At 70.9% G+C, this 16,164-nt stretch carries 17 protein-coding genes; 10 read left to right on the top strand and 7 right to left on the bottom strand.

Features of this window, described 5'->3' with window-relative positions:
* Positions 1-39: 39 nt before the first annotated feature.
* Entirely contained in the window at positions 40-321 is a 282-nt protein-coding gene (locus JK363_RS01755) for a chorismate mutase (protein ID WP_201870691.1), read from the bottom strand.
* Positions 322-650: 329 nt separating this feature from the next.
* Between JK363_RS01755 and guaA the strand changes: the two genes are divergently transcribed.
* The 5 genes from guaA (at position 651) to JK363_RS01780 (ending at position 6,030) form a co-directional block, all read left to right on the top strand.
* The gene (gene guaA / locus JK363_RS01760) at positions 651-2,237 is read left to right on the top strand and encodes a glutamine-hydrolyzing GMP synthase (protein WP_201870692.1); all 1,587 of its coding nucleotides are present in this window, start codon (positions 651-653) and stop codon (positions 2,235-2,237) included.
* 117 nt (positions 2,238-2,354) lie between these two features.
* A complete protein-coding gene (locus JK363_RS01765) occupies positions 2,355-2,945 on the top strand; it encodes a Uma2 family endonuclease (RefSeq protein ID WP_236075472.1) in 591 nt (196 codons plus the stop codon).
* A 102-nt stretch (positions 2,946-3,047) separates the two neighbouring features.
* The gene (locus JK363_RS01770) at positions 3,048-3,839 is read left to right on the top strand and encodes a class II aldolase/adducin family protein (RefSeq protein WP_201870920.1); all 792 of its coding nucleotides are present in this window, start codon (positions 3,048-3,050) and stop codon (positions 3,837-3,839) included.
* 118 nt (positions 3,840-3,957) lie between these two features.
* Entirely contained in the window at positions 3,958-5,244 is a 1,287-nt protein-coding gene (locus JK363_RS01775) for a hypothetical protein (RefSeq protein WP_372444691.1), read from the top strand.
* A gap of 180 nt (positions 5,245-5,424) precedes the next feature.
* Entirely contained in the window at positions 5,425-6,030 is a 606-nt protein-coding gene (locus JK363_RS01780; RefSeq protein ID WP_201870924.1) for a DoxX family protein, read from the top strand.
* A 265-nt stretch (positions 6,031-6,295) separates the two neighbouring features.
* Here JK363_RS01780 and JK363_RS01785 read toward each other — a convergent pair whose 3' ends face one another.
* Positions 6,296-6,517 carry a hypothetical protein gene (locus tag JK363_RS01785; RefSeq protein WP_201870694.1) on the bottom strand — a complete coding sequence of 74 codons (222 nt, stop codon included), beginning with the start codon at positions 6,515-6,517 and terminating at the stop codon, positions 6,296-6,298.
* A complete protein-coding gene (locus JK363_RS01790) occupies positions 6,514-7,830 on the bottom strand; it encodes a PspC domain-containing protein (RefSeq protein ID WP_236075473.1) in 1,317 nt (438 codons plus the stop codon). Before JK363_RS01790 ends, JK363_RS01785 begins: the two co-directional genes overlap by 4 nt.
* Before the next feature lie 106 nt (positions 7,831-7,936).
* On the opposite strand from JK363_RS01790, the gene JK363_RS01795 reads away from it, so the two are divergent.
* The 3 genes from JK363_RS01795 (at position 7,937) to JK363_RS01805 (ending at position 11,930) form a co-directional block, all read left to right on the top strand.
* Positions 7,937-9,829, top strand: a complete 1,893-nt coding sequence (locus JK363_RS01795) for a protein kinase domain-containing protein (protein ID WP_201870696.1) — start codon at positions 7,937-7,939, stop codon at positions 9,827-9,829.
* Positions 9,830-9,909: 80 nt separating this feature from the next.
* A complete protein-coding gene (locus JK363_RS01800; protein WP_201870697.1) occupies positions 9,910-11,187 on the top strand; it encodes an ATP-binding protein in 1,278 nt (425 codons plus the stop codon).
* Positions 11,184-11,930 (top strand): LuxR C-terminal-related transcriptional regulator, encoded by a 747-nt coding sequence (locus JK363_RS01805; RefSeq protein WP_201870698.1) that lies wholly within the window; start codon positions 11,184-11,186, stop codon positions 11,928-11,930. The genes JK363_RS01800 and JK363_RS01805 overlap by 4 nt, the downstream gene beginning before the upstream one ends.
* 23 nt (positions 11,931-11,953) lie before the next feature.
* Here JK363_RS01805 and JK363_RS01810 read toward each other — a convergent pair whose 3' ends face one another.
* Both JK363_RS01810 and JK363_RS01815 read right to left on the bottom strand, forming a co-directional pair.
* Positions 11,954-12,577 (bottom strand): lipoprotein, encoded by a 624-nt coding sequence (locus JK363_RS01810; RefSeq protein ID WP_201870699.1) that lies wholly within the window; start codon positions 12,575-12,577, stop codon positions 11,954-11,956.
* 80 nt (positions 12,578-12,657) lie between these two features.
* Positions 12,658-14,163: an FAD-dependent oxidoreductase gene (locus JK363_RS01815; RefSeq protein ID WP_201870700.1), complete on the bottom strand. Its 1,506-nt coding sequence runs from the start codon at positions 14,161-14,163 to the stop codon at positions 12,658-12,660.
* An 86-nt stretch (positions 14,164-14,249) separates the two neighbouring features.
* Between JK363_RS01815 and JK363_RS01820 the strand changes: the two genes are divergently transcribed.
* The gene (locus tag JK363_RS01820; protein WP_201870701.1) at positions 14,250-14,900 is read left to right on the top strand and encodes a TetR/AcrR family transcriptional regulator; all 651 of its coding nucleotides are present in this window, start codon (positions 14,250-14,252) and stop codon (positions 14,898-14,900) included.
* Here JK363_RS01820 and JK363_RS01825 read toward each other — a convergent pair.
* On the bottom strand, positions 14,878-15,078 hold the full coding sequence (locus tag JK363_RS01825) for an ATP-binding protein (RefSeq protein WP_236075474.1): 201 nt from the start codon (positions 15,076-15,078) through the stop codon (positions 14,878-14,880). The two genes, JK363_RS01820 and JK363_RS01825, sit on opposite strands and share 23 nt — an antisense overlap.
* Here JK363_RS01825 and JK363_RS01830 point away from each other — a divergent pair.
* A complete protein-coding gene (locus JK363_RS01830; RefSeq protein WP_201870926.1) occupies positions 15,038-15,271 on the top strand; it encodes a DUF397 domain-containing protein in 234 nt (77 codons plus the stop codon). The genes JK363_RS01825 and JK363_RS01830 overlap by 41 nt on opposite strands.
* On the opposite strand, the gene JK363_RS01835 is transcribed toward JK363_RS01830, so the two are convergent.
* Positions 15,258-16,106, bottom strand: coding sequence for an SAM-dependent methyltransferase (locus tag JK363_RS01835; protein ID WP_201870702.1), 849 nt, complete (start codon positions 16,104-16,106; stop codon positions 15,258-15,260). The two genes, JK363_RS01830 and JK363_RS01835, sit on opposite strands and share 14 nt — an antisense overlap.
* Between the last annotated feature and the right edge of the window lie 58 nt (positions 16,107-16,164).

Below are 16,164 nucleotides of genomic sequence, written 5' to 3' on the forward strand. Positions count from 1 at the left end.
CGGGCCGGTCACGCGCCGTACGGGTGATGGCGCGGAACGTCAGATCCGGCCACGGCACAGCTCCAGCAGCGTCATGGCGAGGGTGGTGCCGGGCTTGCCGAGCCCCTCCCGGTAGCGGTCGAGGATCTCCATCTCACGGGAGAGGTGCACCCGCCGCCCGCCCGATGCGATCCGGGCCCGCTGAATGGACGCCGAGACATCCATCCGTTCCCGGACGAGGTCGAGGATCCGCCCGTCGAGGGCGTCGATCCGTTCACGGGCGGTGCGGATCACCTCGGTGGCGTCCGCTGCCCCGGCCGTACTGCTCGCTGTCGTGCTCATATCCGTATCTCCTGGTCTCTCGAGTGTCTGTCGGGACGTGACCCGGAGTCCGGCGGAAGAGCCCGGAGGAGAAAACACCAGCGCCCCGGGCCTTGGCCGGCCCGGGGCGCCTGGGAAGTCGCTTGTCAGTTCAAGCAGCACGACCTTGGCAGCCGGACGGGCCGGTGCCATAGGTAAAGACGAAGGTCATGCGCGTGGACATGGCGTCGATTATGAGCCCGTTAGAATCGAAAGTCCAACGCGCCGGAACAGTCCCCTGTGCGGGTTCCCTGTGCGGACCGGAGCGCCCCGAGTACCACCCCGATCACCACCGCCGGAAGGCCGCCGAAGTGCCATCAGCGTCCCCTGCTGCCGCCCCCGACACCGTCCTGGTCGTCGACTTCGGCGCGCAGTACGCCCAGCTCATCGCCCGCCGGGTCCGCGAAGCCCGGGTCTACAGCGAGATCGTCCCGTCCACCATGCCGGTGGAGGAGATGCTCGCCAAGAAGCCGAAGGCGATCATCCTGTCCGGCGGGCCGTCGTCGGTCTACGCCGAGGGCGCGCCCAGCGTCGACCGCGCGCTCTTCGAGGCCGGGATCCCGGTCTTCGGTATGTGCTACGGCTTCCAGCTGATGGCGGTCGCGCTCGGCGGCACGGTCGACAACACCGGCGCCCGGGAGTACGGCCGCACGCCGCTGACCGTCACCAAGCCCGGCTCCACGCTCTTCGCGGGCACCCCCGAGGAGCAGTCCGTGTGGATGTCGCACGGCGACGCCTGCTCGGCCGCCCCGGCGGGCTTCGCCGTCACCGCCTCCACCGATGTGGTGCCGGTCGCCGCCTTCGAATGCGACGAGCGCAAGCTCTACGGCGTACAGCACCACCCTGAGGTGATGCACTCCACCCACGGCCAGCAGGTGCTGGAGCACTTCCTCTACCGGGGCGCCGGTCTCGAGCCCACCTGGACCACCTCCAATGTGGTCGAGGAGTCCGTCGCGGCCATCCGTGAGCAGGTCGGAGCCAAGCGCGCGATCTGCGGGCTGTCCGGCGGGGTGGACTCCGCGGTCGCCGCCGCCCTTGTCCAGAAGGCCATCGGCGACCAGCTGACCTGCGTGTACGTCGACCACGGTCTGATGCGCAAGGGTGAGTCCGAGCAGGTCGAGAAGGACTTCGTGGCGGCCACCGGCGTCCAGCTGAAGGTCGTCGAGGCCGAGGAGCGGTTCCTGTCCGCGCTGGCCGGGGTCTCCGACCCCGAGGAGAAGCGGAAGATCATCGGCCGGGAGTTCATCCGGGTCTTCGAGCAGGCCCAGGCCGAGCTGGTGGCCGAGGCGGGCGCCGCGGGCGAGGCCGTGGAGTTCCTGGTGCAGGGCACCCTCTACCCCGATGTGGTGGAGTCCGGCGGCGGCTCCGGCACCGCCAACATCAAGTCCCACCACAATGTGGGCGGCCTCCCCGAGGACCTCGAGTTCAAGCTCGTCGAGCCGCTGCGCCGGCTGTTCAAGGACGAGGTGCGCAACGTCGGCCAGGAGCTGGGCCTCCCGGACGAGATCGTCCACCGCCAGCCCTTCCCGGGCCCCGGGCTCGGCATCCGCATCGTCGGCGAGGTCACCAAGGAGCGCCTGGACCTGCTGCGCGAGGCCGACGCCATCGCCCGCGAGGAGCTGACCGCCGCCGGTCTGGACCGCGACATCTGGCAGTGCCCGGTCGTCCTCCTCGCCGATGTCCGCTCGGTCGGCGTCCAGGGCGACGGCCGCACCTACGGCCACCCCATCGTGCTGCGTCCGGTCTCTTCCGAGGACGCCATGACGGCCGACTGGTCGCGGCTGCCGTACGACGTCCTGTCGCGGATCTCCACCCGCATCACCAACGAGGTGGACGAGGTGAACCGGGTCGTCCTGGACATCACCAGCAAGCCGCCCGGCACCATCGAGTGGGAGTGACCTCTCCCTCCCCGTGGTCAACGCCGACGCCGTCGCTCATTCGTTTGGGCGGCGGCGTCGCCGTAAGTGCTGGGTACGCTGATCGTACGGCCGAGAATCCCGTCCATGGGAGGAACCATGACCGCTGAGCCGCTGCCCACCACTTCGTGGCCGGTGCCGCCGCCGGATGGCTACACCGTGGACGACCTGCTGACGCTGCCCGACCTCCCGCCGCACACCGAGTTGATCGACGGGAGTCTGGTTTTCGTGAGTCCGCAGCGGGATTTTCACAGCGTGATGATTGACCTGCTGGTCAGCGGGCTGCGTAGGACTGTGCCCGCCGAGTTCAGGGTCCGGCGGGAGATGACCGTGGTCATCGACAAACGCAACGGTCCGGAACCGGATATCTCGGTCGTACGTGCCGACGCCGTGCGGAGCGGTGAGCAGACCTATTACCAGGTGAGTGATGTGATGCTCGCCGTCGAGGTCGTGTCTCCCGAGTCCGAGGCCCGGGATCACGACACCAAGCCTCACAAGTACGCCAACGCGGGGATCCCGTACTTCTGGCGTGTCGAGAGGGCACACGCGGGCGAACGTCCCGTGGTCCATGTCTTCCAGCTCGATCCCGAGACGCGCGCCTACCGTCCCACCGGTGTCCATCACGACCGGCTGAAGCTCTCCGTCCCCTTCACCGTCGACATCGACCTCGCCGACATCGACAACCTGTAGGTCGCGGCTCTGGCCTCCCGCGATACCCGGAGGTAGCTTCCGCTGCGAGCACCCCCAGGAGCGCGAGGAGTGAGCGAGCCGCCCATGAACACCCCCATGCCGATGCCCCGGCCGACGCCCGAGCCGATACCCACCGACCAGCTGCACATCACCCTGCCGCCGCAGCACACCTCCCCCGACGACGAGCGGCGCCATCGCAAGGAGCGGCTCGCCGCGGCGCTGCGGCTGTTCGGGCGCTACGGCTACGAGGAGGGGGTGTCGGGCCATATCACCGTCCGCGACCCGGAGTTGACCGACTGCTTCTGGGTGAACCCCTTCGGGATGCCGTTCGCTCACATCACCGCCGGCGATCTGATCCTGGTCAATCAGGCGGGCCAGGTGGTCGAGGGCCGCTATCACGTCAACCAGGCGGCGTTCGTCGTTCACTCTCACGTGCATCGGGCTCGGCCGGACGCCGTCGCGGTCGCGCACAGCCGCTCGGTGCACAGCCGGGCGCTGTCCTCGCTCGGTGAGCTGCTGGAGCCGATCAACCAGGAGGTCTGCGCCTTCTTCGAGGACCACGCGCTCTACGACGCCCCCACCGGGGTGGTCGTGGACGACGACGAGGGGCGCCGGATCGCGGCCGCGCTCGGCGGCCACAAGGCCCTCATCCTGCGCAATCGCGGTCTGCTGACGGTGGGCGACTCGGTCGACGCGGCCGCGTGGTGGTTCATCACGATGGAGCGTTCGTGCCGGGCGCAGCTGGCGGCGAAGGCCGCGGGCAAGCCGGTCCTCATCGACGACGAGAGCGCCGCGCGGCTCCGTGAGCAGCTTGGAAACGATCTTGTGGCGTGGATCAACTATCAACCTCTGTATCTCCAGATCACCCGCGCCGAGCCGGACCTGTTGAGCTGACACCCTCCGCGGTACGGCACAATTCCCTCTCGTCACATATCAGTTGGCGCCGCTCGGCCCGGTCCGGAATCCGAACGGCGGTGCCGAAACAGTACGAGCGAACGACGGAGCGACCCTCGTGGCGGTGGAGACGGCGGAGAACGCCACGACGGTGGAGGGGCACCCGCACGGGCCCGGCCACACCGGCTGTGCATGTCCTCAGGGTGCCCGTGAGGGCCACCGCAGGGCGGTGGCCGCCTTCGTGGCCATGCGGGAGCGTTTTGCGGCCGGAGAGGGCCTTCCGGCGGCGCTGGCGCACTCCGCCGGGGCCTCCCGGCAGTGGGTCTCGGACGAACTCGCCCAGGCCGCCCGTACGGTCGTCGACAGCGGCCGCGCCGAGTGCACGGCGTGGCGGGACGCGGTGTGGCGGCGGACCCTGCTGGTCGTATGGGGCGCGGTCGCGGCGCTGCTGATCGGGCAGTTGGCCACCGCGCTCGGCACCGGCTGGTCGGTGGCGCGGACCGCCGGGATCGCCGCCGCCGTCGTCACGGCCGTCCTGCTGACGTTCGCCGCCCGGCTGCACCACGCGGCCGGGGGCCCGCTCGCCCCGCTCGTCGGCGAGGACAACCGGCTCTCCACCTCCCGTACGGTCGCCGCGGCCTGGCTCGGGTTCGCCGTCTTCTCGGTGCTCGTCCTCGGCGGCGAACTCGCCCTCGACCCCGGCGACCGCCCCCGGCTGACCGACGGGCTCGCGCTCGGCCGCGTCGCCGGGCTGCTCACCGTCACCGGGCTGAGCTGTCTCGCCGCGGTGATGGCCCGGCTGGTGGTGGCCGCCCGGGTGCGGGCGCAGCGGCTCCAGAAGGTGCGCGCGGTCCGTCCGCGCGCCGCCGATCTGCTCACCGACGACGCGGGCCGCGGCAGCTTCGCGGACGCGCAGTACGTGGTCGTCCACACCGTCGCGCTCGCCTTCGCCGCCGTCCGGCTGGCGCGCGAGCCGTGGCAGCTGCCCGATCTGCCGTGGGGACCGGCCCTGTTGGCGATCGTCTCCACCCTGATGTACCTGGCCGGGAAGTACACGGAGGGCGGACGGCCCACGGTGCTGTCGGTGGTGCGGGTCCGCCCCGAGGAGGGCGGTTTCGACCGCGACGCCCCGATCCGCACCGGCGACGACATCGAGATCCGCGGCAACGGCTTCGTACCGCCGGGCGCCCAGGACCCGGACCGGCTGGCCCGGATGGTGGTCCGGATCGGGGCGGTGCACGTCCATGTGCCGCTGGTGCCGGTGGCCGGTGGCTTCGGCAACCCGACGGACACCGCGCTGACCGTGCCGGTGCCGGTGGATGTGGAGCCGGGCCGGGTGGAGGTGCAGGTGGTCACGGCGGCGGGCGCCGAGACCAACCGCTATCCGATCGACGTCCTCGACTGATCGACGTCCCCGACTGGATCCACATCCTCAACTGACCGACGTCCCGGGCTGATCGGATTCCTCGGCGGACGGCCGTCCCCGACCGGACCAGGCCCCGTCCGAAAACCGTTCTTGTCTGAGTCATGTTGCGCTTCCTCTTCGTATGGAATTGTTGAGATGTCAACGGAAGAGGCGGTCGTCATGAGCCATGCGAAGCGTCCGATCGGAAGCGGTCCCGCGGACAGCGCGGGCAGTGTCAACGGCGTCGGCGACATGGGCGGGGTCGGCGACATGGGCGGGGTCGGCGGTATGGGCGGGCAGCCCGTAGGGGTGCGGGCCACCGCCGCCCACTACGCGCTGCTGCCCCTGCGGCTCTTCCTCGGCGTCACCTTCGTCTACGCCGGGATCGACAAGATCACCGACTCAACCTTCCTGGCCGACAGCGGCAGCGGCTCGATTGGTGCTCTGATGCGCCAGGTCCACGACACCGCGGCCATCCCCTGGTTGATCGACCAGGGTCTCAAGGATCCCTCCGCCTTCGGCTATGCCATCGCCTACGGCGAACTGGCCGTGGGACTGGGCACCCTGGTCGGTCTGCTGTCCCGGCTGGCCGCGTTCGGCGGGGCGATGATCTCGCTCAGCCTGTGGCTGACGGTCAGCTGGCAGACGGAGCCGTACTACTACGGCAACGACCTGATGTACCTGATGGCGTGGCTGCCGCTGGTGCTGGCCGGTGCGCCCTATCTGTCGCTGGACGTCGCGATCGCCAAGCGCCGTCGCAGGCACGGATCGCAGCTCTTCGCCTAAGCGGCCTCGCTGACGTCCGGTGCGGTTCGGGTGCGCCCTGAAGGGGCGCGGGGCTGTGTCGATGTGCGGCTCCGCCGCGCTGGCGCGGCCGGCCACGACGCAGCCGCGGACGCATGACGGCACCTCGCGGCACTTCCCGCGGAGCGCTGAGCGGCCCGGGGTACCTGAGCAGTGGATACGGGCCCGCCGGGAGACAGGCGTGCCCCGGGAGGCGGCCGGGTCCGGGGCGGCCGGGTCCCCAGGGGTGGCCAGGCCAGGCGCCGGGTCAGGGCACCTCTCCCTCGGCCGTCCGCTGCCCCGGCCTGCGTATCGCGTACGTCATGGCCGACACCACCCCGGCCAGACAGAGCCCGACCCCCGCCAACGGCAGCAGCACCAGCGGCCGTACGTCCCACCTCCCGGCCGCGTCCATCGCATAGGCGAGCCCCACCCCGAGCATCACCAGCCCGGCCACCAGCTTGGCCGGTTCGAACGGATGCTTCCTCATGACCGCGTCACCTCCACATTCCCCAGGCCGATCTCCAGCGTCAGCTTCAGCGTGCCGTGGGGCTCACCGCCTCCAGCCGGGTCCAGCGTCACCTTGCGGTCCCGGTTCGGCTCGATGTCGATGTCCTTCTTGTCATCGCCCGGCAGCCGGATGTCCCCGAGGCCGACATGCATGCTGAGCTCCACACGGGCGTCCCGCGGCACCGTGACCGCCAGCTTGCCCGCGCCCACCTCCGCCCTGGTGGTCACCGTGCGGCCCTCCTTCAGCGGCAGCCGGTGCAGCTTCAGCTCACCGACGCCGCCGCCCATCTCGTAGCTGTCCCGCACAGCGGCCGCCGAGGTGGGCGCCCATGTCGTGCGCGACCAGTCCGGGGTGACGGACTTGGGGAGCGCCGCCGCGCCCGCCAGCAGTCCACAGGTGATCAACGCGAGCAACACCGTGCCGGGCCCGGTCCTGCCGTACCGCGAGCTGATCACCATCGCGAGCCCGAAGACCCCCAGCGCACAGGCGAATCCGACCTCCAGGCTGGTGCCGAGCGGATGGCCGGACCACATCAGCCTCGCGCCCAGCACCCCGGCGAGGACCGCGACCACGAACGTCCAGCCGCCGATCGAGATCGTCTCGTGCCCCCTGCGTGCCCGTTCGGTCATCGCCGCCCTGCGACGGTCATACGCGGCGCCCTTGTCCGGACCGTCGTCCGGCCCCCACAAATAGCCCGAGGCAGCGCCCATCGGCCCGGTGGTGCCGTCCTTGACGATCGGATCCCGCCACCAGGAGGGCCCCGGGCCACCCCGGGTGGGCGGCGCCTGGGTCTCGGGGGGCGCGTCCGCGACCGCCTGCGCCGTGGCCGGGTCGACCGCGCCCACGCTCTCCGCCTGGCGCCGGTGGTGCGACCAATAGGCCGCGCCCGACGCGGCGATGGACAGCATGACGGCGAAATACATCACGTTGCCCTCGTTGAGCATCGACAGGAACAGCCCGCAGCCGACCAGCGCGACCAGCACCGCCGTCAGCCCCGGCCCCTCCACCCGGCCGGACAGCAGCTTGCGCCCCTCGTTCTCCTCCTCGCCGTGGAGCGGAACCAGCAGCCAGCAGAACCCGTACACGATCAGGCCGAGACCGCCCGCGACGGCGAGCACCGACAGCACCACGCGGAAGATCACCGGGTCCAGATCGCAGAACCGGCCGAGCCCGCCGCATACCCCGGAGATCACTTTGTGGTCACGACTGCGCCTCAAGGGCGGGTGCGCGTGCGGATCGCGGGAACCAGGCATGCCATCGGCCTCGTCCGCCACGGTGGGTGCATCGGTCATACGGCCATGGTGACAAGACAGTCCGCTCGGCGACATCCGGCACAACCCTGGGGCTTCCCTGACATCGCCCCGGAGGTCGCGGCGGCTATCGTGGCCCATCGAACATATGCGGGACGCGGTAGCGGCTGCCGGGCCGGGTAAGCGGGAGGGGAACGCGGTGTCGGAGGAAGGGCGGCTCATAGCCGGTCGCTACCGGCTGGTCGAGAAAGTCGGCCGCGGTGGCATGGGCACGGTGTGGCGGTCCGAGGACGAACTGCTGGGCCGCCAGGTCGCGGTCAAGCAGCTGCACGTCTCGATGCACCTGACCGACGACGAACTGACGACGCTGCACGAGCGCACCCGGCGCGAGGCGCGCAGCGCGGCCCGCATCACCCACCCCAATGTGGTGGTGGTCCATGACGTCGTGGACCACGAGGGGTTGCCGTGCATCGTGATGGAGTACGTGCCCTCCACCACGCTCGCCGATCTGCTCAAGGACGGCGGGAGGGTATCCCCCGCCGACGCCGCACGCATCGGCCGCGGCATGATCGCCGCGCTGCGCGCCGCGCACGCGGCGGGCGTTCTGCACCGTGACGTCAAACCCGGCAACGTCCTGCTCGGCCCCGAAGGCCGGGTCGTACTCACCGACTTCGGCATTGCGATGGCCACCGGCACCTCCACCCTCACCAAGACCGGTGAGGTCGTGGGATCCATCGACTACATCGCCCCCGAGCGGGTGCGCGGCCGCACCCCGGGTCCCGCGTCGGACCTCTGGGCACTGGGGGCGACGCTCTATCAGGCGGTCGAGGGGAGGGCCCCGTTCCGCAAGCCCACCGCCATCGAGACCGGTTACGCCATCGCCGTCGACCCGCTGGAACCGCCGAAGCAGGCCGGGCCGCTGACCCCGCTGATCGAGGCGCTGCTCGCGAAGGACCCGGAGCATCGGCCGTCGGCCGAGGACACCGAGCGGGCGCTGCGGGTCCCGGCCTCGGAGGCGGACACGACGGCGCTGCCGCTGCCGGGGTTCGGCCCGGCGCCGGGTGGGACGCCGTCGGGGTCCACCACCCATGTGACCGCGACGCCCGGTACGCCGCCGGTACCTCATCCTCCGGTGCCTCATACGCCGCCCACGCCGTACACACCGCCCACGCCCCACACACCGCCCACGCCCCACACACCGCCCACGCCCCACACACCGCCCACGTCGCACACACCGCCCACGCCCCACACACCGCCCACGTCGCACGCGCCGCACACACCGTCCACCTCCGCCGTCGCCGCCCACGCGCCCGCTCCGGAAGCGCCGGGCGCGCCCCCGGGGCCCGGACACCCGGACTCCGGCCCGGCGCACGGCGATTCCGGCTCCACCCCCCTGCCGAAGAAGAGCCGCAGGTCGCAGTGGATCGCGGCGGGCTCCGCACTGTCCGTCGTGGCGGTCGCGGCCGGTGTCTACGTCTTCGGCCTGGACAAGGAGTTGCCCGGCGTCCAGGGTTCGGGGGACAAGGCCAGCGCCACCTCGGAGCCCCGCCACACCAAGAAGCCCGCCTACACCCCGCCGCCGACCCCCGAGGGCTACCACCTGGTGAAGGAGAAGCAGCTCGGTGTCTCCTTGCCGGTGCCGGACGGGTGGACCCTGGACACCGGCTCCGAAAGCGCCGTCGACGGCACCCAGGAGGTCCGTTACCTGGCCCCCGGGCGACTCGCCAGGCTCCAGATCGATGTCCTGGACCTCGCACCCGAGGACCAGGTCTCACACTTCGAGGAGCTCGAGAGAGCGTTCAAGCAGGACTATCCGATCTACCACCGGATGCGCCTGCAGAAGACGAAATTCCGGGACGAGCCCGCGGCGGTGTGGGAGTTCACCTTCCAGGGCCAGGCACGGTTGTTCCGCGCGATCGACCTCGGCTTCGGCGAGGAGGGCGGCAAGCAGTACGCGATCTATCTGAGCGCACCGGACGCGGAGTGGGCGAAGTACCGCCCGATCTTCGACGTGGTCCGTGAGGGCTTCGTCGCCAAGTGACGCGGACCGCGTGCCGCCTCGGGGAATGATCAGGGGCGACCCTGATACCGCTCCCGCCCCGGCCGTGTGACGATCGGGGCATGACCGGCGCCGTGCCCCCGACCACCCCCACCGAGCCGCCACCGCGCAAGCTGTACCGCAGCGCGGAGGGGCGTCTGCTCGGCGGTGTGGCGCGCGGGCTCGCCGGGCACATGGGGCTGCCGGTCTCCTGGGTGCGCATCGTCTTCGTTGCTCTGTTCATGGCCGAGGGCTTCGGAGCCCTGGTCTACGCCCTGTTCTGGTTCATCGTCCCGCTCGGCGTCGGCGGCGTGGAGACGACCACCACCCGCCCGCTGGTCACCCAGGGCCCCGACGGCCGCGGCCGGATCCTGGCGCGCAGGCCCGACAAGGGCCAGTTCCTCGCGCTGCTCGCCCTCCTCATCGGGATGGGGATCTTCGTCAAGGGCTTCCAGCTGGGCCGTGCCAACACCTACATCTGGCCGCTGCTGCTGATCGGCGCCGGCGTCGCCCTCTTCTGGCGGCAGGCGGACAACGCCCGCCGGGCCCAGTGGGTCGAGCTGAGCCGCAGCAAGCGGGTGCTGCCGCTGGCCCGGGCCGCGGCGGGGGTGCTGCTGGTCGGGGCCGGGGTGACCGGCATCGTGGTGCTCCAGGGATCGGCCAAGCACATAGGGGCGGTGCTCCAGGCGGCCCTGGCCGTGCTCGTCGGCATCGCGCTGCTCGCCGGCCCCTATGTGATCCGGATGACCCAGGACCTCTCCGAGGAGCGGCTGATGCGCATCCGCGCCCAGGAGCGGGCCGAAGTGGCCGCCCATGTGCATGACTCGGTGCTGCACACCCTCACCCTGATCCAGCGGAACGCGGAGGACTCCCGCGAAGTGGCCCGGCTCGCCCGCGCCCAGGAGCGCGAGCTGCGCGCCTGGCTCTACAAACCCGAGGGCACCGGCAAGGACGAGGACGAGGAGCCGGACACCCTGGCCGAGGCCGTGAAGAAGACGGCGGCCGAGGTCGAGGACTACCACGGCGTTCCGATCGAGGTCGTGGTCGTCGGCGACTGCCCGCTGGACGAACGGCTCGGCGCGCAGATCCAGGCCGCCCGCGAGGCGATGGTCAACGCCGCCAAGTACGGTGGCGAGGGTGGGGCCGTCCAGGTCTACGCCGAGGTCGAGGGGGCCACGGTCTTCATCTCCGTGCGCGACCGCGGCCCCGGCTTCGACGTGGACGCGGTGCCGGAGGACCGGATGGGCGTCCGTGAGTCGATCATCGGCCGGATGCAGCGCAACGGCGGCACGGCCAGGCTGAGGTCCGCGCCCGACGGGGGCACGGAAGTGGAGTTGGAGATGGAGAGGGCGACGACATGACCGAGGCGACGGGCGGCACCCACAACGGCGGCGCGACCGGCGCGGCGGGCGCGGACGCGGGCGCCGACGACAGCGCGTCGGCCCGCCGCGTCCGTGTGGTGCTCGTCGACGACCACCGGATGTTCCGCACCGGCGTCCAGGCCGAGATCGGCGAGACCGCCCGCACCGGCGTCGAGGTGGTCGGCGAGGCCGCCGATGTCGACCAGGCCGTCACCGTGATCGGCGCGACCCGCCCCGAGGTGGTCCTGCTCGATGTCCACCTCCCCGGCGGCGGAGGCGTCGAGGTGCTGCGCCGCAGCGCCGCCCTGATGGCCGACCCGGACCGTCCGGTGCGCTTCCTCGCCCTGTCCGTCTCGGACGCCGCCGAGGACGTCATCGGCGTCATCCGCGGCGGCGCCCGCGGCTATGTCACCAAGACCATCACCGGCACCGACCTGGTCGACGCGATCTTCCGGGTCTCCGACGGCGACGCGGTCTTCTCACCCCGCCTCGCCGGCTTCGTTCTCGACGCCTTCGCCTCCAGCGACGCCCCGCCCGTCGACGAGGACCTCGACCGTCTCACCCAGCGCGAGCGCGAGGTGCTGCGGCTGATCGCCCGCGGCTATGCCTACAAGGAGATCGCCAAGCAGCTGTTCATCTCGGTGAAGACGGTCGAGAGCCATGTCTCGGCGGTCCTCCGCAAGCTCCAGCTCTCCAACCGCCATGAGCTGACCCGCTGGGCGACGGCCCGCCGTCTGGTCTGACGGGGCGGGCGGGCCGCGGGCCGTCAGCCCGTCGTCTCCAGCGACTTCTTCGCCAAGCGGAAGGCGGGCAGCATCGCCTTGTGCTCGTCGGTGTCGAGTCCGCCGAGGTGGATGACCACGCCGCCGCTCTTGGTCATCACGGCCAGGGCGCGTTGGCGTCTGGTCTCTCCGGCGGACGGGTCGGTGACGGAGTAGCTCGCCTCGGTGGCGGGCAGGTCACCGGCCTTGGTCTGGCGGAAGCCGACCTTGCTCTCGAAGTTCTCGGCAGCCACGAACGCACGCATCAGGGCCCGGGGTTCGCCGCCGGGGGCGGCGGCGCCCTTGGTGCCGGTGTAGACGCGCAGGAAGCCGATGTGTCCCGCGGGCTTGGCGTCGATCTCGCAGACGAGGGTGACCGGGCCCTGCTTCGCGAGCGGACCGATCTGGTCCTGGACCGCCGCGTCCACCGCCTCGGCCTTCCAGGACTTCTCCAGGCTGAACCGCACCGGCAGTTCGCATGCGGTGCGCTTGCCGCCCAGCTTGGGGGGAGCGGGGGCCTTGGCCTTGGCTCCGCCGTCCCCGTCCGCCCCGAACAGGCAGCCGGTCAGCGCCCCCATCAAAGCCATCGCGCCGACCGCCCCCGTCACCAACTGCCGTCCATGCCGCATTTCGGTATATCCCCACCTGTGTGCACGATCGTTCGAAAATTCGCCGCAGCGTATCCGATGTCCTGCACCAGGCGCTCGCTCTATTCGCCGAAGCGCTCGCCGAAGTGTGCGGAGAGGGCGGGCAGCAGGGTCGTACGGCAGGTCTCGACGTCGTCGGCGGCCCAACAGACGTAGCCGTCCGGGCGGATGAGCAGGGCGCCCGCCTCCGGCCCCGCCCCCTCAGGACGCGCCCGGACCAGATCCACCCGCTCCGGCAGCCGCATCTCCTCCGGAACCACCCCGGCCAGATCCAGCAGCACCGCGTGCCCCGCCTCGAACAGTCCCGACAGACGTATGGGCCCGGCCGGGGCGGACAGTTCGGCGTCCGGCAGCCGCGCGCCCGTGAGCGGATGCGCGCCGGGCAGGTCGTAGCGCAGTGCCAGCCCCGACATCAGCCCCGCCAGGTGGCGGTTGGTGTCCGGCATCCGCAGCAGATCGGTCATGATGTCGCGCAGCGCGGACACATCCGGGCTCGCGAACGGGTTGGCCAGCACCCGCTGTGCCGAGGTGTGGTGCAGCACCCGGGCCGCTACCGGATGCCGCTCGGTCTGGTAGCTGTCCAGCAGCCCGTCCGGCGCGTCACCCCGTACCACCGCCGCCAGCTTCCAGCCCAGATTGAACGCGTCCTGGACGCCGAGGTTCAGCCCCTGCCCGCCCAGCGGCGGATGGATGTGCGCCGCGTCCCCCGCGAACAGCACCCGCCCCATGCGGTAGTTCTCGATCTGCCGGGTGGCGTCCGTGAACCGCGAGGAGTTGTCCACCCCGCCGAGCACCGTCTCCTCCCCGTACACCGCCCGCAGCGCCGTGCTGATCTCCTCCGCGCTCACGGGGGTGTCCCGGTCGGTCTCCGCCTCCTCGTGCCCGAAGGTGAGCCGGTAACGGCCCTCGCCCAGCGGGACCAGCATCGCCCAGTAGTCGTCCGTCTGCCGGGTGAGCGTGCTGATGTGCCCCGCCTCGTGCGGCACCAGCGACGAGGCCGACGACAGCCGGATGTCCGCCAGCACGGCCAGATACGTTCCCGGGCGGCCCGGGAAGTCCAGCCCCAGCCGCTTGCGCACCGTGCTGCGCGCGCCGTCGCACGCCACCGCGTAACGCGCCCGTATGCGCACGCCCTCCGCTGTCCTCACCGTCACGCCGTTGGCGTCCTGCTCGACCGCCGACACCTCGGTGCCGCGCCGCACCACCGCGCCCCGCGCGGTCGCCCGCTCCTCCAGCACCTCTTCGATCTCCCACTGCGGCAGCCCGATCGGGTACGGGTGGGCGGTGTCCCACGGTGTGCAGTCCAGTTCCACCGGCAGCATCGCGAAGTGCCCGCCCGCAGGGTCCCGATTTATGGTCCGCCGCAGCATCGGCTCCAACAGCCCGCGCAGCTCCAGCAGTTCCGCGGTGCGCGGCTGGATCGTCCCGCCCTTCACCTGCCGGATGCGCTCCTCCAGGCGCTCCAGCACCACCGTCCTGACCCCCGCCAGCGCCAGTTCGTACGCCAGCGTCAGCCCGGTCGGGCCCGCGCCCACGATCACGACGTCCGTCTCGATCTCCGACACCATCACATGTCCCTTCGCTTCACTGAGGGTAAATGTATACCAGATGCAGAAATCTACCAAGTGTAGTGTCGCCTGGTAGTGTGGACGCCGTGAACGACCAGCCCGGACTGCGTGAGCGCAAGAAGCAACGGACGCGGACGACGATCTCCGAGGCCGCGATCGCCCTCTTCCTCAAGCGCGGCTTCAACGAGGTCTCCGTGGCCCAGATCGCCGAGGCCGCCGAGGTCTCCAAGCGCACGCTCTTTGCCTACTTCCCAGCCAAGGAAGACCTCGTGGTGCACCGCATGGCCGACCACGAGACCGAGCCCGCCCGGGTGGTGCGCGGCCGCCCGCCGCACACCACCCCGCTGGCCGCCCTCCGCGCGCACTTCCTCGACGGCCTGCGCCACCGCGACCCCATCACCGGCCTCAACGACGTCCCCGAGATCAGCGCGCTGTTCCGGATGGTCCGGGGGACCCCCGCCCTGTTCGCCCGGATGAGCCGGTTCCGGATCGGTTCCGAATACGCCCTCGCCGAGGCCCTCCAGGAGACCGCCGGCACCCCCGAGCTCACCGCGCGCATCGCCGCCGTTCAGATCGTCGCTGTCCAGTGGGCTCTGTCCATGGACAACGGGGATCGTCTGGTCGAGGGCGAGTCCGCCGACGAGCGCTACGCGGGCGCCGTCGCCGACGCCGAGCACGCCTTCGCGCTGCTGGAGAACGGCCTCGCGGCCGTATTCACGCCCCCTCCAGCAGCTTGAGTTCGAACCACACCGTCTTGCCGATGCCACAGGCGCGCGGCTCGGCGTCCCAGCCGTCCGCCAGCGCGGTGAGCAGTGCCAGTCCGCGCCCCGACTCGTCCTCGGGGCGGGCCCGTCGGGGCTGAGGCATCACCTCGCTGGCGTCCGACACCTCCACCCGCAGCTTCTCGTCACCCACTACGCAGCGTGCGCGGAGCTCCCGGCCTGGGGAGACGCGGGCGTGTCACAGTGACACCCAAGGCGGCGCCTGCGTAGAGGTCGCCGCCTGTCCCCACACCGTCCACGTCCGTGACTCCAAGCAGGAGTCCGGACCTCAGCTGACGCTCACCCCCACCGCCTGGGCCGAGTTCATAGCCTTCAGTCGCGTTTGAGGGCGACGCCGCCGTACATCGAGACGTCCGCGTCACGTACACCCTCACTGGCGTCCCGCTCGTCGGGGCGCCAGTGGTGTACGAGGGTGATGCCGGGGTCGATCAGGTCCAGGCCCTCGAAGAACCGTTCCGTTTCCGCCTTGTCGCGGATCTGGAGGGGGATACCGCGCTCGTTGTACTCGCGGCCGACCCCCGCGACCCCCTCCGGGTTGGAGTCGCCGGTGAAGATCGTGAGGGCCAGGAAGCTGCCCGGGGCCAGCTCGGACATCAGGCGGCGGACGATCCCCTGGGGGTCGTCCTCGTCGAGGACGAAGTGCATGATCGCGATGAGGGACAGGGCGACCGGCTGCTTGAGGTCCAGGACCTCGTGGAGTTGCTGGGCGCCGAGGATGGAGTCGACGTTGCGGATGTCCGCGTCGATGTATTCGGTCCGGCCCTCCGACGTGCTGGTCATGAGATGGCGGGCGTGGGTGAGCACGATGGGGTCGTTGTCCACGTACACCACCCGCGCCTCGGGGGCCGCTTCTTGGGCGACCTCGTGGAGGTTCGGCTGAGTGGGGATACCGGTGCCGATGTCCAGGAACTGGCGGATGCCGTGTTCCCGGGCGAGGTAACGGGTCACCCGGTGCATGAAGATCCGCGTCTGCTTCATGGAGATCGGGAGGCTCGGGTAGGCCAGCGCCGAGGCGTCGCCCGCGGCGCGGTCGGGGGCGTAGTTGGTCTTGCCGCCGATGAGGTAGTCATAGACGCGGGCGGAGTGGGGAATGTCCGTCCGCAGATCGACCGGGGGCTGGGCGAACTCCGACTTCGATGACATCCAGTTCGTGCCCGACATCTTCGTTCGCCCCCATCATCAGCCTCTGAACAACCTACTTACAATGTCCGGTCGTTGA

The sequence above is a fragment of the Streptomyces coffeae genome (genome assembly GCF_016741875.1).
GTDB classification, from domain to species: domain Bacteria; phylum Actinomycetota; class Actinomycetes; order Streptomycetales; family Streptomycetaceae; genus Streptomyces; species Streptomyces coffeae.

Excerpts from the sequence above, each read along its gene's own strand:
- JK363_RS01795 (WP_201870696.1), top strand. The coding sequence starts at position 7,937 with ATGCGGGACGCGGTAGCGGCTGCCGGGCCGGGTAAGCGGGAGGGGAAC.
- JK363_RS01755 (WP_201870691.1), bottom strand. The coding sequence starts at position 321 with ATGAGCACGACAGCGAGCAGTACGGCCGGGGCAGCGGACGCCACCGAG.
- JK363_RS01835 (WP_201870702.1), bottom strand. The coding sequence starts at position 16,106 with ATGTCGGGCACGAACTGGATGTCATCGAAGTCGGAGTTCGCCCAGCCC.
- JK363_RS01785 (WP_201870694.1), bottom strand. The coding sequence starts at position 6,517 with ATGAGGAAGCATCCGTTCGAACCGGCCAAGCTGGTGGCCGGGCTGGTG.
- JK363_RS01790 (WP_236075473.1), bottom strand. The coding sequence starts at position 7,830 with ATGACCGATGCACCCACCGTGGCGGACGAGGCCGATGGCATGCCTGGT.
- JK363_RS01770 (WP_201870920.1), top strand. The coding sequence starts at position 3,048 with ATGCCCCGGCCGACGCCCGAGCCGATACCCACCGACCAGCTGCACATC.
- JK363_RS01800 (WP_201870697.1), top strand. The coding sequence starts at position 9,910 with ATGACCGGCGCCGTGCCCCCGACCACCCCCACCGAGCCGCCACCGCGC.
- JK363_RS01780 (WP_201870924.1), top strand. The coding sequence starts at position 5,425 with ATGAGCCATGCGAAGCGTCCGATCGGAAGCGGTCCCGCGGACAGCGCG.
- JK363_RS01810 (WP_201870699.1), bottom strand. The coding sequence starts at position 12,577 with ATGCGGCATGGACGGCAGTTGGTGACGGGGGCGGTCGGCGCGATGGCT.
- JK363_RS01815 (WP_201870700.1), bottom strand. The coding sequence starts at position 14,163 with ATGGTGTCGGAGATCGAGACGGACGTCGTGATCGTGGGCGCGGGCCCG.
- JK363_RS01765 (WP_236075472.1), top strand. The coding sequence starts at position 2,355 with ATGACCGCTGAGCCGCTGCCCACCACTTCGTGGCCGGTGCCGCCGCCG.
- JK363_RS01805 (WP_201870698.1), top strand. The coding sequence starts at position 11,184 with ATGACCGAGGCGACGGGCGGCACCCACAACGGCGGCGCGACCGGCGCG.